Consider the following 14,183-nt stretch of genomic DNA (forward strand, 5'->3'; position numbering starts at 1 on the left):
GCAGTTTGGCGCGGTTTTCAACATTGAGGCGGGCTCCCGTCCCGACTTCCGTTCACCGTGCCCGACCCTGCACCCGCCATCTCCCCGCCACCCCACCGCGGTCGCTTCGCGCCCTCGCCGACCGGCGACCTGCACGCCGGCTCGCTGCTCGCGGCACTGGGCAGCTGGCTGTGCGCGCGCAGCGCCGGGGGCGAGTGGCTGGTGCGGATCGAGGACGTGGACCGCCCGCGCGAGGTGCCGGGCGCGGCCGAGCGGCAGCTGGCCACCCTCCACGCCTGCGGACTGGTCCCGGACGGACCGGTGCTGCGCCAGTCCGGCCGCGGCAATGCGTACCGCGCCGCGCTCGATCGCCTGCTCGCGCAGGGCGATGCGTTCCACTGCCACTGCAGCCGTGCCGACCTGGCGGCGACCGGCGGCGTCCACCTGCACTGCGTGGCGCACCGGCGGCGACCGGATCCGGCCGTCCGGTTCCGGGTCCGGCCCCGGACCCGGATCGGCTTCCAGGACCGGGTGCAGGGCTGGTTCGAACAGGACGTCTCGCGCGAGGTCGGTGACTTCGTGCTGTTGCGCGCCGACGGCTGCTGGGCGTACCAGCTGGCGGTGGTGGTCGACGACGCCGCGCAGGGCGTCACCGAGGTGGTGCGCGGCGCCGACCTGCTCGACTCCACTCCGCGCCAGATGCTGCTGCAGCGCGCGCTCGGCCTGCCCACGCCCGCATACCTGCACCTGCCCCTGCTCCGTGGCCGCGACGGCAGGAAGCTCTCCAAGTCGGAAGCCGATCTCCCCCTGGATCCGGGCGACCCGTTGCCTTCGCTCCAGCTGGCCTGGCAGCGGCTCGGGCAGGCCGCGCTGGCGCTTCCGTCCGGTGCCGGCCCGGAAGCGTTCCTGGACGCCGCGGCCGCGCACTTCGACGCCAGGCGCATCCCGCGCTCCCTGCCGCCGGTCGACGGCTGAGCCGGCCGGCGGGAACGTTTGCCTCGCCGCACGCGCATCGTCCATCCTCGGGGTCCAGGACGCCCGCCGGAACGTTGCATGCGTTTGATCAAGAAGTACCCGAACCGCCGGCTGTACTGCACCGGCATTTCCAGCTACATCACGCTGGAGGACGTGCGGCAACTCATCCTCGACGGCGAGGGATTCCAGGTCTGCGATGCCCGCACCGGCGAGGACCTGACCCGGCAGGTGCTGTTGCAGGTGATCGCCGAGCACGAACAGGGCGACGAAGCGCTGCTTACCCCGCCGCTGCTGATGCGGCTGGTGCGCCTGTACGGCGACCCCCGCCAGGTGGAGATCGCCCCCTGCCTGGAGCAGGCGCTGGACCGGCTGGGAGTGCCGCCGGCGCCGTCCGGTTCCGGCGAACCACTCCCGGCCATGGCCACCGCGCGGGCGGGCACGCCACGACCGCCCGCGCCCGCGCCGGGGGCCGGCAACCTGACCGGCACCTTCGGCCAGCTTCCGCCCCGCCGCCGGGGCCGCTGACCCTCAGCCCCCGGCGCCGGGCGTGCAGTAGCGGGCGTGGAACTCGAGCGCCTCGGGCATCAGCTGCTGCAGCCGCGCGATCCGGTTGGCGGGGTCGGGGTGGGTCGAGGCGAACTCCGGCACCCCACCGCCTCCGCTGGCGGACATCCGCTCCCACAGTCCGATCGCCTCGCGCGGGTCGTAGCAGGCCGCGGCAGCGAGCATCAGCCCGACCTCGTCGGCCTGGCTCTCGTGGTTGCGTCCGTACGGCAGGATGAGGCCGTACTGCGCCCCGGCGCCAAGCGCGCCGAGCACCATCCGCTGCTGCTGGGGATCCGCGTCGCTGACCGCCACCGCCGCGGCGACCTGGCCGAGCTGGACCAGCTCCTGCTGGGCCAGCCGTTGGGAGCCGTGGCGCAGGAGCGCGTGGGCGATCTCGTGGCCCATCACCACGGCGAGCGCGTCCTCGTTCTGCGTCACCGGGAGCAGCCCGGTGTAGACCGCCATCTTCCCGCCCGGCAGGCAGAACGCGTTGGCCTGCGGGGAGTCGATGACGCTCACGTCCCACTGGAAGCCGCGCCAGCTGTCGGGAACCTCCTGCTGGTTCCTGCGTGCAAGGTCGGCGCTGACCTGCGGCACGCGGTCCACCAGCCGCGCGGCGATATCCCGCACCTGCCGGGTGACGGGGTCGTCCGGACTTACCAGCGCACCCTGGGCGCTCGCATCGCCCAGCACCTGCTGGTAGGCCTGCGCGCCCAGCTGGACCTCCTCCGCCGGCGTGGCGGCGTAATGCGCCGTCTCCCCGGTGTAGGGGTCGGTTTCCGCGCTCCCGAACCAGCGCCACGCCGCGAAGGCGGCGAACGCAACCAGCACCCACCACTTGATGCCACCGCCGCGGCGGCGGGCCTGCCCCTGCGGATGCCTTCCGGTCCGCCCCAATCGGATTTTCATGGCAACTCCCGGCCCGGCGGGCCGGGCGTCAGATCTCGCGGACGACCCGGAAGCCGACGCGCGCGTTGGTCGTGGTGGACGGGCTGCCCAGGCGCCAGGCCGAGCGTGTCTGCGCCGGCGAGTTGGCCCACGAGCCACCACGCACCACCTTGTCCCGGCAGCCGGGATTGATCCACGCCCGACCGTCGGCGGGGGCGCGCCGGTAGCTGTCGTGCCAGCAGTCGGCGACCCACTCGCTGACGTTGCCGGCGACATCGTGAAGGCCGAATGCATTGGGTGCGTAGCTGCCCACCGGCGCCGGGCCCCAGGCATCGTCGGAATACCCGTCGAAGGCATTGCGCCATTCGCGCCCGCCCGGCGAGCGGTCCCCGCCGCCGGTGAAGTTGCCACTGCCCGCCGGCGGCGCCCCCTCGCCCCACGGATAGGGCGACTGACTGCCGGCGCGGAGCATGTACTCGAACTCCGCCTCGCTTGGCAGCCGGTAGTTGCGTCCGGTCTGCTCGGCCAGCCACTCGGCGTAGGCGACCGCGTCCTGGGCGCTGACGTGGATCACCGGCTGGTCGTCGTCCGCGGGCTCGCCCACGTAGTCGCTGCTCCAGTCCACGCCGCTGCGGCGGACCATGTTGCCGCTGCGCTCGTCGTACACGACCGAGTAGCCGCGCCGCACCGCCCGCGTGCGGTAGCCGGTTGCACTGATGAAGCGGCGGAACTCGCCGACGGTCACTTCGGTGCGCGACACGGCGAGGCCGCGGTCGAAGCGCACCTCGCGGACCGGGCGCTCGGCATCGGTCGAACCGGGCTCCCCAACCGGGGCGCCCATGCGGAACGCGCCGTGCGGGATGACCACCATCTCCGGCCCGCGCCCGCCGCTGGACAACGCCTCGGTGAACGCCTGGCCGGGGCGGAACAGGCCGTAGTGCGTGGCCAGCTCGATGCGCTCGCGCAATTCGGTGGCAGCAGGCTCGCCCGGCGGCGCGATGCGCAGCATGGCTTCCAGCTGGCGCTGCGCTTCGGCGATGCCGTCCGGCTCCGACAGTGCGGCGATGCCGGACGCGCGCAGCGCGCGGATCTTGGCACTGCGTCCGGCGACGAGCCGCTGGCGCGCGTCCTCGACGGCGCTGGCCTCCGGCCGCACCCGTGCCGCCCGGTCCAGCCACCGCCGTGCCAGCGGATAGTCGTCGTCATCGGCCGCCTGCTCGGCCTGGCGGATCAGCGCGCTCTCCACGGCCGCCAGTCCCTGCAGTGCGCGGGCATCCTGCGCGCGCAGCTCCAGCGCTTCGCGGAAGTGGGCCTCGGCCGGGATCTCGCCCTCCAGCGACACGCCCCCGTTGGCCAGCGCACGCTCGCCGAGCGCGCTCTGGTGATGGGAGCGGCGGGCCTGCTCCAGGCGCTCCAGCAGCGCGCGCGTGCCTTCGTCGTCCGGGCGCAGCTCGTCCAGCACCGCGCCGGCCTGCTGTGCCGGCCCGAGTGCGGACGGGTCGTGGTCAAGCGCCTGCAGCGAGCCGTCCAGGCGCGCCGCCAGCGCGTCGAGCGCCTGGTCCAGTCCCGCGGCGACCTCCTCGTCGTCCGGGAACAGCTCGGCCAGCGCCAGGTACAGCGCGACCGCGCCGCCCTCCGGATCCAGCAGTTCGCCGGCCTCCAGCGCCTCGGCGGCGCGGGTGCGCAGTTCTTCGGCCTGTCCGGCATCGAGGTCCAGTTCCGGGCGTTCCCATTGTGGCGGTGGCGCGGGCTCCTGGCCGGCACCGGCGGGCAGCAGGTCGCCGGCCGTCTGTCGCGGCGCGCCATCGCCGCCCTCCTCCACCGGCGAGGCCGCGTCGTCGCCACGCCCGCACCCGGCGACGAGCGCGAGCAGGGCTGCGGCGAGCAGCATCCGGGCCCTGGGTGGGGCCGGTCGGCGGGGGTTGGCTGGCGATGGCATCCGGCGATCATCCTCCCTGCCCCGCAGCGACCCCAAGCGGGGCGCGCCCCTGAGGCTGCACTGGAAAGTAGGCTATTGTCGCCTGCCCCGGCAACTTCGCACCCGCGCATCCGCACGTGCCCGATTCGAGCAACACATCCGCCGACAACGCCTCCCCCGGCGTCCGCGCCCCCGTCGATCCGGTCTGGGTCGATACCCCCGCCGCCCTCGAGGCAGCCCTTGCGACGCGCCCCGCGCGGGTCGGCCTGGACACCGAGTTCATCCGCGAGCGCACGTACTGGCCGAAGCTGGCGCTGGTGCAAATCGCGCTGGAGGCCGAGGGCGCCACCCGGATCCTGCTGGTCGACGCCCTGGTGCCGGGGATGGACGCCGCCCTTGCGGCACTGCTGCACGACCGCGCCGTGCTCAAGGTGATGCACAGCCCCAGCGAGGACCTGGTGGCGTTCTCCCATCATTGCGGCGCGCTGCCCGATCCGTTGTTCGACACCCAGGCCGCCGCCGCGCTGGCCGGGATGGATGCCGGCATGGGCTACCAGCGCCTGGTCGAACAGGTCACCGGCGTGCTGCTGCCCAAGGGCGAGACCCGCTCGGACTGGATGCGCCGCCCGCTGTCGCCGGCGCAGCTGGGCTACGCCGCCGACGACGTGCGCCACCTGTTCGCCCTCCACGACGAGCTTGAAACGCGCCTGCGCGAACTCGGGCGGCTGGACTGGCTCGCCGACGATGCCGCACGGACGCTCGAGCGCGCGGCCGGCACCGACGCCGAGCGCTGGCCCCACCTTTCCCTGCGCGCCGCGCAGTTCCTCGAGCCCGCCGCACAGCAGCGGCTGCTGCGGCTGCTGCGCTGGCGCGAGGCGCGTGCGCGCGAGACCGACCGCCCCCGCACCTGGATCCTCGACAACGAGCTGGCCAACGCCCTCGCCCGCCAGCCACCGCGCGACGAGGCCGAGCTGCAGTCGCGCCTGGACGCCCATCCCAAGGCGCCGCGCAAGCTCGCAGGCGTGGTCTGGCGGGTGCTCAACGAGCCGCTTTCCGACGAGGCCGAGCTCCCCGATGCCTCCCGCCTGGAACGGCTCGACAAGCAGCGCCTGAAGGCGCTGAAGACGGCCGTCGCCGCCCGCGCCGCCGAGCTCGGCGTGCCGGAGGGCGTGCTGGCCTCGCGCAAGCACCTGGAGGCCCTGCTGCTGGACCCGGGCCACTGGCCGGCCGCGCTGGAGGGCTGGCGCCGCGAACAGCTGGAACCGGTGCTGGCGCCGATCCTCGCCGGAAGCGGCACGGGGGGCTAGCGCGACGCCCGGCGCACCGCTAGAATTGCCGCCTTCGATGGGGCGGTAGCTCAGCTGGGAGAGCGTCGCGTTCGCAATGCGAAGGTCGGGAGTTCGATCCTCCTCCGCTCCACCATCTTTCGAAGCGCCGGCCACTGGCCGGCGTTTTTTTGTGCGCGCTCCGCGCAGCGCCTTGCCAAGGGTGCCCGCCTCGCCCGAACGCGTTTCGGCGCGGGTGGCGTTCATGCGAGAATGCCCGGCCTCACGGCCCCGTAGCTCAGCTGGATAGAGCGTCCCCCTCCTAAGGGGAAGGTCGCACGTTCGAATCGTGCCGGGGTCGCCAGACACCGTGAACTGCAGGAGCACCCAATGACCCATCCCGTCCTCACCGCGCTCGGCCTCAACGACACCGAATCGGGCACCTACCTCGGCAACGGCGAATGGGCCCGGGGGACCGGCGCCGGCGTGCTGGAGCCGATGAACCCGACCGATGGCGAGGTGCTCGCGCGCGTCAGCGCCACCACGGCGGAGGACTACGAGAAGGTCATCGAGCGCGCCCAGGCCGCCTTCAAGGTCTGGCGCACCACCCCGGCCCCGCAGCGTGGCGAGGCCGTGCGCCTGTGCGCCAACGCCCTGCGCGAGCACAAGGATGCGCTGGGTTCGCTGGTCGCGCTGGAGATGGGCAAGTCCAAGCCCGAGGGCGACGGCGAGGTCCAGGAGATGATCGACATCGGCGACTTCGCCGTCGGCCTGTCGCGCCAGCTCTACGGCCTGACCATGCATTCCGAGCGCCCCGGCCACCGCATGTACGAGCAGTGGCACCCGCTGGGCCTGGTCGGGATCATCTCGGCGTTCAACTTCCCGGTCGCGGTCTGGGCGTGGAATGCCTTCGTCGCGGCCGCCTGCGGCGACATCTGCATCTGGAAGCCGTCGGGCAAGACCCCGCTGTCGGCCATCGCCTCCATGCGCATCTGCAACGAGGCGCTGAAGAAGGGCGGCTTCCCGGACATCTTCTTCCTGATCAACGACGCCGGCACCGAGCTGGCCGAGAAGTTCGTCGATGACAAGCGCATCGCGCTGATCAGCTTCACCGGCTCCACCAAGGTCGGCCGCCAGGTCGGCGAGCGCGTCGCCCGTCGCATGGGCAAGTCGCTGCTGGAGCTGGGCGGCAACAACGCGATGATCGTGGACCAGACCGCGGACCTGAAGCTGGCGATCCCGGCGATCGTGTTCGGCGCGGTCGGCACCGCCGGCCAGCGCTGCACCACCACCCGCCGCGTCTTCATCCACGAGTCGATCTACGACGACGTGCTGGAAAAGCTGGTGGCCGCCTACAAGCAGGTCGAGAAGAAGATCGGCGACCCGACCGACCCGGCCAACATGATGGGCCCGCTCAACAGCCCCGAGGGCGTGCAGGGCTACCTCGATGCGATCGAAAAGGCCAAGGCGGCCGGCGGCACCGTGGCCACTGGCGGCGAGAAGCTGGACCGCAAGGGCAACTTCGTCCTGCCGACCATCATCACCGGCCTGACCAACGACGCCGAGATCGTCCAGACCGAGACCTTCGCGCCGATCCTGTACGTGATGAAGTTCAGTGACCTGGACGAGGCGATCGCAATGCAGAACGACGTCCCGCAGGGCCTGTCCTCGGCGATCTTCACCGAGAGCCTGAAGGCGTCGGAGAAGTTCCTGTCCGCGGCCGGTTCGGATTGCGGCATCGCCAACGTCAACATCGGCACCTCGGGTGCGGAGATCGGCGGCGCGTTCGGCGGCGAGAAGGAAACCGGCGGCGGCCGCGAGTCCGGCTCCGACGCCTGGCGCGCCTACATGCGCCGCCAGACCAACACCATCAACTGGTCCGACGCGCTGCCGCTGGCCCAGGGCATCAAGTTCGACCTCTGATGGAACCCGCGCCCCACCCGGCCGGCCGGTCGACCAGCGCCCTGGCGATCATCAGCCTGGTCGCCGGCATCCTCGGCTGGGTGGCGGCGCCCGTCGTCGCCGCGCTGGTCGCGGTGGTCTGCGGGCACCTGGCGCGCTCGGAGATCCGGCGCGAGCCGGAGCGCCTGGACGGGGACGGCCTGGCCGTCGCCGGCCTGGTGCTCGGCTATGCCAACCTGGCGCTGGCCGCGCTCGTGGTGCTGATGGCGGTGCTGTTCTTCGGCGGCCTGGTGGGCCTGGCCGCGCTCGGTGCGGGGTGGGGCTGAGGTGTATTCGCTGGTGCGGCCCCTGCTGTTCGGCCTCGACGCCGAGCGCGCCCATGGCCTGACGCTCGCCGCGCTGGACCGCGCCCACGCGCGCGCGCCGTCGCTGCTGGGCAAGCCGCCCGAGCCCCTGCCGACCCGCGCCTTCGGGCTGGAGTTCCCCAACCCCGTCGGGCTGGCCGCCGGGCTGGACAAGGACGGCGCCCACATCGACGCGCTGTTCGCGCTCGGCTTCGGCTTCGTCGAGATCGGGACCGTCACCCCGCGCCCGCAGCCGGGCAACCCGGCGCCGAGGCTGTTCCGCCTGCGCGGCAGCAAGGCGGTGGTGAACCGGATGGGCTTCAACAACGCCGGCGTCGACGCGCTGGTGCGCAACGTCGGCCGGGCACGGCGCGACGGGCCGGGCCTGCTGGGCATCAACATCGGCAAGAACAAGGACACCCCGAACCGGATCGCCGAGGGCGACTACATGTACGGGCTGTCGCGCGTCTACGAGTTCGCCGACTACGTGACCGTCAACATCTCCTCGCCCAACACTGCCGGGCTGCGCGAGCTGCAGGAAGAACAGCAGCTGCGGCGCCTGGTCGGCACCCTGCGCGAGGAACAGGAGCGGCTCGGCGCCAAGCACGGGCGCCGCGTTCCGATGCTGGTCAAGGTCTCGCCCGACCTGAGCGAGCGCGATATCGAGGCGTGCGCCCGGGTCCTGGGCGAATTGGCGGTGGACGGGGTGATCGCCACCAACACGACCACCTCGCGCGAGGGCGTGGAAGGCGAGCGCCACGCCGCGGAGGCCGGCGGGCTGTCCGGCGCCCCGCTGATGGCACGCTCGACCACGGTGCTGCGGATGATGCGCACGCGCCTGCCCGAGTCGATCCCGCTGGTGGGCGTGGGCGGCATCCTGTCGGGTGCGGACGCGGTGGCCAAGGTGGCGGCCGGGGCCAGCCTGGTGCAGTGCTACTCGGGCCTGGTCTACCGCGGCCCCATCCTGGTCGGCGAATGCGTGGAAGCGATCCGCCGCCGCCGCTTCGCGCCCAGCCGCGGCGCACTGCCACCGGACGCATGAGCCTGCCCTTCCGCATCCTCCGGGATGTGCCCCTGCAGGGGCGCAACAGCTTCGGCGTGGCCGCGACCGCAGGCCTGCTCGCCGAGGTCGACGACCCCGAATCGCTCCCCGGGCTGCTGGCCCGGCCGGAGTTCGGACGGGCGATGGTGCTGGGTGGCGGGAGCAACCTGCTGCTCGCCGGCGACCCGCAGCAGCCCCTGGTCGCCTTGACCGGCCAGCGCGTCGAGGTCCTGGGTGAACAGGGCCCGGCCACGCGGGTACGCGTCGAGGCGGGCACCCACTGGCACCGCTTCGTGCTGCATACCCTGGAGCTCGGCCTGTGCGGGCTGGAGAACCTGGCGCTGATCCCCGGGACCGTCGGCGCCGCCCCGATCCAGAACATCGGCGCCTACGGCGTTGAGGTCGGCGAATTCGTGCACGCCGTGCGTGCCTACGAGCCCGCCACCGGGCGCTGGCACGACTTCAGCCGTGCCGACTGCGCGTTCGCCTACCGCGACAGCCTCTTCAAGCAGCACCCGGACCGCTTCGTGGTCACCGCCGTGGAGTTCGCCCTTCCCCGCGAGGCGGCGCCGCGGCTGTCGTATGCGGGCCTGGCGGAGGAACTGGCGCGCGCCGGCATCGACCGCCCCACAGCCCGCGATGTCGCCGATGCAGTCATCGCCATCCGCCGGCGCAAGCTGCCCGACCCCGCCGTGCTCGGCAACGCGGGGAGCTTCTTCAAGAACCCGCTGGTACCCGCCGCCCGGGCGGGCGCGCTGGTGGAGTCGAACCCGGGACTGCCGTGCTATGGCGACGGGCCCTTGCGCAAACTCTCGGCGGCGTGGCTGATCGAGGCCTGCGGCTGGAAGGGGCACCGCGATGGAGACGCGGGGGTTTCGCCCGGCCACGCGCTGGTGCTGGTCAACCACGGCCAGGCCACCGGCGCGCAGTTGCTGGCGCTGGCCCGGCGCATTGCCGGCTCGGTGCAGGAGCGCTTCGGAGTGGCGCTCGAACCCGAACCGCGCGTGGTCGGGGACCAGTGGTGAGTCGATCCGTCCCCATGCGCGCCGCCCTGCTGATGTTCGCCAGCACGGTGTTCTTCGCCTTCATGGTGCTGGCGATCCGGCTCGCCTCCGAGCAGTTGCACTCGTTCGAGGTGGCGTTCTTCCGCTCCTTCTTCGGCATGCTGGCCGCGCTGCCGCTGCTGCACCGCCACGGCATCGGCCTGTTGAAGACGCAGCAGCTGCCCCGCTACATCGTGCGCTGCATCCTGGGCACCGCGGCCATGTTCTGCGGCTTCTGGGCCATCGCCAACCTGCCGCTGGCGCACGCGGTGTCGCTGTCGTACTCCTCGCCGCTGTTCGTGACCATCGCCGCCGCGCTGTGGCTGGGCGAGCAGGTCCGCGCCCGCCGCTGGAGCGCGGTGGTGGCGGGCTTCATTGGCGTGCTGGTCATCGTGCGGCCGGGCACCGAGGGCTTCAGCTGGGGCAGCATGGTGGCGGTCACCGCGGCCGTGATCAGCGCGGTGGTGGCCATCCAGATCAAGCAGCTCACCCGGACCGAGCCGGCCGACCGGGTGGTGCTGTGGACGACCATCCTGTGGGTGCCGATGTCGTTCCTGCCGGCACTGGCCGTGTGGGAGTGGCCGCAGGGCATGACCTGGCTGTGGGTGGTCGCGGCCGGCGTGCTCGGCACCGCCGGGCACATGTTCTGGACCCGCGCACTGAAGCTGGGCGACGTCAGCGCGCTGTCGCCGATCAGCTTCCTGCAGCTGCCGATCGTCGCCCTGCTCGGCTGGCTGCTGTTCGCCGAGGCACTGGACGCGTGGACCGTCGCCGGGGCGGCGATCATCCTGGCCGCCAACGGCTACATCGCCCATCGCGAGGCGAAGCTTGCGCGCCAGCGGCCGGTCACCGGGGCGACCCCGGCGGCGAACAAACCTACCGAGTAGACGCCCGCCACGGGCGCCGGTGCACCCCGTACAGCAGCAGGAAGCAGGCCGCGGTCCAGATACTGGCCGCCGCCCAGCCGGCGAGGATGTCGGACGGATAGTGCACGCCCAGGTACACGCGCGAGGTCCCGACCAGCAGGGTCCCGATGATGGCCGCGCCCAGCACCGGCCAGCGCCACCGCGTGCGCCAGCTCAGCAACACCAGCACCCAGGCCAGCGTCGCGGTGCCCATGGCATGGCCGCTGGGGAAGCTGAAGGTCTCCTCGGGGGCGATCGAGTCCCACAGTGACGGCCGGTCGCGGGCGAAAAGCAGCTTGGTCCCCATGTTCAGCAGCGCCGCGCCGCCCAGGGCCAGCGCGGCGAACAGGGCCTCGCGCCGGTAGCGCCGCCAGGCGAGCACCAGTACCAGGCCGATGTCGAACGGCACCAGCCCGTACTCGTAGCCGAAGCGGCTGACCCACACGAAGAACGTGTCCAGCCGTTCGCTGGAGAAGCTGCGCGCAAGCTCCAACAGCGGCTCGTCGAACGCGAACGGCTCGCCCTCGAGCACTTCGTCGGCGAGCTCCGCGAAGGCCCACATCGGCAGCAGCAGGCCGACGAACACCAGCAGCACGCGCCAGCCATGGCGCCGGAGCCAACCCCCGGTCGGCTCCCGGGACGGATCGGGCCGGTTAGCGGGCGGCGGCGCCATAGTGGCGCTCGACGTAGGCGTCGATCAGGCCGACGAACTCGCTGGCGATGTTCTCCCCGCGCAGCGTGACCGTCTTCCGGCCATCCTCGAACACCGGGGCGGCGGGGGCCTCGCCCGTGCCCGGCAGCGAGATGCCGATGTTCGCGTGGCGCGACTCGCCCGGCCCGTTGACCACGCAGCCCATCACCGCCAGGGTCAGGTTCTCCGCGCCCGGGTGGGTGATCTTCCACTCCGGCATCCTGGCCCGCACGTGCTCCTGCACGCGCTTGGCCAGCTCCTGGAAGAAGGTGCTGGTGGTGCGGCCGCAGCCCGGGCAGGCGGTGACCATCGGCGTGAACGCACGCAGGCCCATGGTCTGCAGCAGCTCCTGCGCGACCACCACCTCCTGCGTCCGCGGCTGCCCCGGCTCGGGGGTGAGCGAGATCCGGATGGTGTCGCCGATGCCCTCCTGCAGCAGGATCGCCAGCGCGGCGCTGGAGGCGACGATGCCCTTGCTCCCGATCCCGGCCTCGGTCAGGCCCAGGTGCAGCGCGTAGTCGCTGCGGGTGGCCAGCTCGCGGTACACCGCCACCAGCTCCTGCACCCCGGACACCTTGGCGCTCAGGACGATGCGCTCGGCGGGCAGGCCGATCTCCACGGCGCGGTCGGCCGAGTCCACCGCCGAGCGGATCAGGGCCTCGCGCAGCACGCGCCCGGCGTCCCAGGGCTCGGCCCGGGTGGCGTTCTCGTCCATCAGCTGCTTGGCCAGTGCCTGGTCGAGCGAGCCCCAGTTGGCGCCGATCCGGACCGGCTTGTCGTACCGCGCGGCCAGCTCGATGAGGGTGGCGAACTGGCTGTCCTTCTTCTTGCCGAAGCCGACGTTGCCCGGGTTGATCCGGTACTTGGCGAGCGCCTCGGCGCAGGCCGGCTCGTCGGCGAGCAGCTGGTGGCCGTTGTAGTGGAAGTCGCCGATCACCGGCACCTCCACGCCCTGCATCGCCAGCCGGTCGACGATCCGCGGAACCGCGGCGGCGGCTTCGGGGGTGTTGACGGTGATGCGCACCATCTCCGACCCGGCCCGCCACAGCTCGGCGATCTGGCGCGACGTCGACTCCACGTCGGTGGTGTCGGTGTTGGTCATCGACTGCACCACCACCGGGGCGCCGCCGCCGACGGTCACGCCGCCGATCCGTACCGCGCGTGTCGCGCGGCGCGCCTCGGGACCGAACAGGGGCGGCATGCAGGAACGGGAGGCTTCGTGGTTCATCCCGTCATTCTACCGGCCGCGGCCGTCGCGGCGGCGTCCCGGCCGCGGCGGATCCGGCGGCGGTGGGGTATCTTGGCGGGCCGTTCGCGCAGGTGCCCGATGCATACCGACGACCGCCCCGACGTGTTGACTCCCAGCCAGCTCAACACCCTGGCCCGGGACATGCTGGAGGGCGGCTTCCCGTCGGTGTGGATCGAGGCCGAGCTGGGCAACGTCGCCAGGCCGGCGTCCGGGCACCTGTACCTGACCCTGAAGGACGAGCGCGCCCAGGTCCGCGCGGCGATGTTCCGGACCCAGGCCGCGCGGCTGCGGTTCCAGCCCCGCCAGGGCACCCGGGTGCTGGCGCGCGGGCGGGTCACCCTGTACGAGGCCCGCGGCGAGTTCCAGATGGTCCTGGACCACATGGAGGAAGCCGGCGAAGGCGCACTGCGGCGCGCCTTCGAGGAACTGCGCGCAAGGCTGCAGGCCGAGGGGCTGTTCGACGAGCGCCGCAAGCGGCCGCTGCCGGCCTACGCGCGCAGGATCGGCGTCATCACCTCGGCGACCGGCGCCGCGGTGCGCGACGTGCTGAGCGTGCTGGGCCGCCGCTTCCCGCTGGTCCATGCCGAGGTGCTGCCGGTGCCCGTCCAGGGCGAGGGCGCGGCGGCGCGGATCACCGCCATGCTGCAGGCCTGCGGCCGCTGCGGGCGCTACGACGTGCTGGTGCTGGCACGCGGCGGCGGCTCGCTGGAGGACCTGTGGGCCTTCAACGACGAGGCGCTGGCGCGCGCCATCGCCGCCAGTCCGGTGCCGGTGGTGTCCGCGGTCGGGCACGAGACCGACTTCAGCCTGGCCGACTTCGCCGCCGACGTGCGCGCGCCCACCCCGTCGGTCGCCGCGGAACTGCTGGTCCCCAGTCGCGACGACCTGGAGCGCCGGGTCGCCCTGCTCGCCCGGCGCCTGGCCGCCGCCCAGCGCCACCACCTGCAGCGCGCGATGCAGCGCGCCGACCGCGCCGCGCTGCGCCTCAACGCCTGCCGGCCCCAGGCGCGGGTGGAGTTGCTGTGCCGCCGCCAGGCCGACGCCCTGCGCCGGCTGCGCGCGGCCTGGCAGCGGCAGCTCGAGCGCGACCGCGCCCGCCTGCGCCACGCCGGCGCGGTGCTGCAGGCCGGCCATCCCCAGCGCCGGCTGGGCCGCCTGCGCGAGCGCCTGGCCGCGCTGTCCCAGCGGCCCCAGGCCGCCGTGGTGCGCAGGCTGGAAAACCACGCCCTGCACCTGCGCGGCCTGGCCCGTTCACTGGAGGCGACCAGCCCGCTGGCCACCATCGCCCGCGGCTACTCGATCACCACCCATGCGGACGGACGCGTGGTACGCAGCGTCGACGACGTCCGGCCCGGCGACGGGATCCAGGTACGCGTCGCCGACGGCACCCTCCCCGCCCGCGTCACCGGCGCCCGTAGGGCGCAATAGCCGCCGCC

The 14,183-nt window shown here is 72.9% G+C and carries 13 protein-coding genes and 2 tRNA genes; 11 read left to right on the forward strand and 4 right to left on the reverse strand.

The features are described from left to right. Nucleotides 1-78 precede the first annotated feature (78 nt). Both gluQRS and phaR read left to right on the forward strand, forming a co-directional pair. A complete protein-coding gene (gluQRS, locus tag G545_RS0102360; RefSeq protein ID WP_027068989.1) occupies nucleotides 79-954 on the forward strand; it encodes a tRNA glutamyl-Q(34) synthetase GluQRS in 876 nt (291 codons plus the stop codon). A 78-nt stretch (nucleotides 955-1,032) separates the two neighbouring features. Continuing rightward, nucleotides 1,033-1,479, forward strand: a complete 447-nt coding sequence (gene phaR, locus G545_RS14890) for a polyhydroxyalkanoate synthesis repressor PhaR (RefSeq protein ID WP_081677681.1) — start codon at nucleotides 1,033-1,035, stop codon at nucleotides 1,477-1,479. A gap of 3 nt (nucleotides 1,480-1,482) precedes the next feature. On the opposite strand, the gene G545_RS0102370 is transcribed toward phaR, so the two are convergent. Together G545_RS0102370 and G545_RS15820 are read right to left on the reverse strand one after the other, a co-directional pair. Continuing rightward, nucleotides 1,483-2,403 carry a M48 family metallopeptidase gene (locus tag G545_RS0102370; protein WP_407059622.1) on the reverse strand — a complete coding sequence of 307 codons (921 nt, stop codon included), beginning with the start codon at nucleotides 2,401-2,403 and terminating at the stop codon, nucleotides 1,483-1,485. 34 nt (nucleotides 2,404-2,437) lie between these two features. After that, nucleotides 2,438-4,279 carry a formylglycine-generating enzyme family protein gene (locus G545_RS15820; protein WP_027068991.1) on the reverse strand — a complete coding sequence of 614 codons (1,842 nt, stop codon included), beginning with the start codon at nucleotides 4,277-4,279 and terminating at the stop codon, nucleotides 2,438-2,440. A gap of 164 nt (nucleotides 4,280-4,443) precedes the next feature. On the opposite strand from G545_RS15820, the gene rnd reads away from it, so the two are divergent. From rnd to G545_RS0102415, 8 genes are all read left to right on the forward strand, one after another. Next, nucleotides 4,444-5,613, forward strand: a complete 1,170-nt coding sequence (gene rnd / locus G545_RS13265; protein WP_052347246.1) for a ribonuclease D — start codon at nucleotides 4,444-4,446, stop codon at nucleotides 5,611-5,613. Nucleotides 5,614-5,652: 39 nt separating this feature from the next. Continuing rightward, nucleotides 5,653-5,728: transfer RNA gene (locus tag G545_RS0102385), tRNA-Ala, on the forward strand. A 130-nt stretch (nucleotides 5,729-5,858) separates the two neighbouring features. Continuing rightward, nucleotides 5,859-5,935 (forward strand) — tRNA-Arg (locus G545_RS0102390). 26 nt (nucleotides 5,936-5,961) lie between these two features. Further along, a complete protein-coding gene (amaB, locus tag G545_RS0102395; RefSeq protein ID WP_027068992.1) occupies nucleotides 5,962-7,494 on the forward strand; it encodes an L-piperidine-6-carboxylate dehydrogenase in 1,533 nt (510 codons plus the stop codon). After that, nucleotides 7,494-7,799, forward strand: a complete 306-nt coding sequence (locus G545_RS0102400; protein WP_027068993.1) for a DUF4190 domain-containing protein — start codon at nucleotides 7,494-7,496, stop codon at nucleotides 7,797-7,799. Before amaB ends, G545_RS0102400 begins: the two co-directional genes overlap by 1 nt. Before the next feature lies 1 nt (nucleotide 7,800). Next, nucleotides 7,801-8,859: a quinone-dependent dihydroorotate dehydrogenase gene (locus G545_RS0102405; protein ID WP_027068994.1), complete on the forward strand. Its 1,059-nt coding sequence runs from the start codon at nucleotides 7,801-7,803 to the stop codon at nucleotides 8,857-8,859. Then, complete coding sequence (gene murB, locus G545_RS0102410; RefSeq protein ID WP_027068995.1) at nucleotides 8,856-9,884, forward strand: UDP-N-acetylmuramate dehydrogenase; 1,029 nt, start codon at nucleotides 8,856-8,858, stop codon at nucleotides 9,882-9,884. The genes G545_RS0102405 and murB overlap by 4 nt, the downstream gene beginning before the upstream one ends. Before the next feature lie 14 nt (nucleotides 9,885-9,898). Beyond that, nucleotides 9,899-10,789 carry a DMT family transporter gene (locus tag G545_RS0102415; RefSeq protein ID WP_027068996.1) on the forward strand — a complete coding sequence of 297 codons (891 nt, stop codon included), beginning with the start codon at nucleotides 9,899-9,901 and terminating at the stop codon, nucleotides 10,787-10,789. Here G545_RS0102415 and G545_RS0102420 read toward each other — a convergent pair. Both G545_RS0102420 and ispG read right to left on the reverse strand, forming a co-directional pair. Continuing rightward, nucleotides 10,779-11,480 (reverse strand): phosphatase PAP2 family protein, encoded by a 702-nt coding sequence (locus G545_RS0102420; protein ID WP_027068997.1) that lies wholly within the window; start codon nucleotides 11,478-11,480, stop codon nucleotides 10,779-10,781. The two genes, G545_RS0102415 and G545_RS0102420, sit on opposite strands and share 11 nt — an antisense overlap. Continuing rightward, the gene (gene ispG / locus G545_RS0102425; RefSeq protein WP_052106867.1) at nucleotides 11,461-12,726 is read right to left on the reverse strand and encodes a flavodoxin-dependent (E)-4-hydroxy-3-methylbut-2-enyl-diphosphate synthase; all 1,266 of its coding nucleotides are present in this window, start codon (nucleotides 12,724-12,726) and stop codon (nucleotides 11,461-11,463) included. The genes G545_RS0102420 and ispG overlap by 20 nt, the downstream gene beginning before the upstream one ends. Before the next feature lie 99 nt (nucleotides 12,727-12,825). Here ispG and xseA point away from each other — a divergent pair, with 99 nt between their 5' ends. Further along, nucleotides 12,826-14,175, forward strand: a complete 1,350-nt coding sequence (gene xseA, locus G545_RS0102430; RefSeq protein WP_027068999.1) for an exodeoxyribonuclease VII large subunit — start codon at nucleotides 12,826-12,828, stop codon at nucleotides 14,173-14,175. Nucleotides 14,176-14,183: the final 8 nt, after the last annotated feature.

It is taken from the genome of Lysobacter defluvii IMMIB APB-9 = DSM 18482 (assembly GCF_000423325.1).
GTDB classification, from domain to species: domain Bacteria; phylum Pseudomonadota; class Gammaproteobacteria; order Xanthomonadales; family Xanthomonadaceae; genus Novilysobacter; species Novilysobacter defluvii.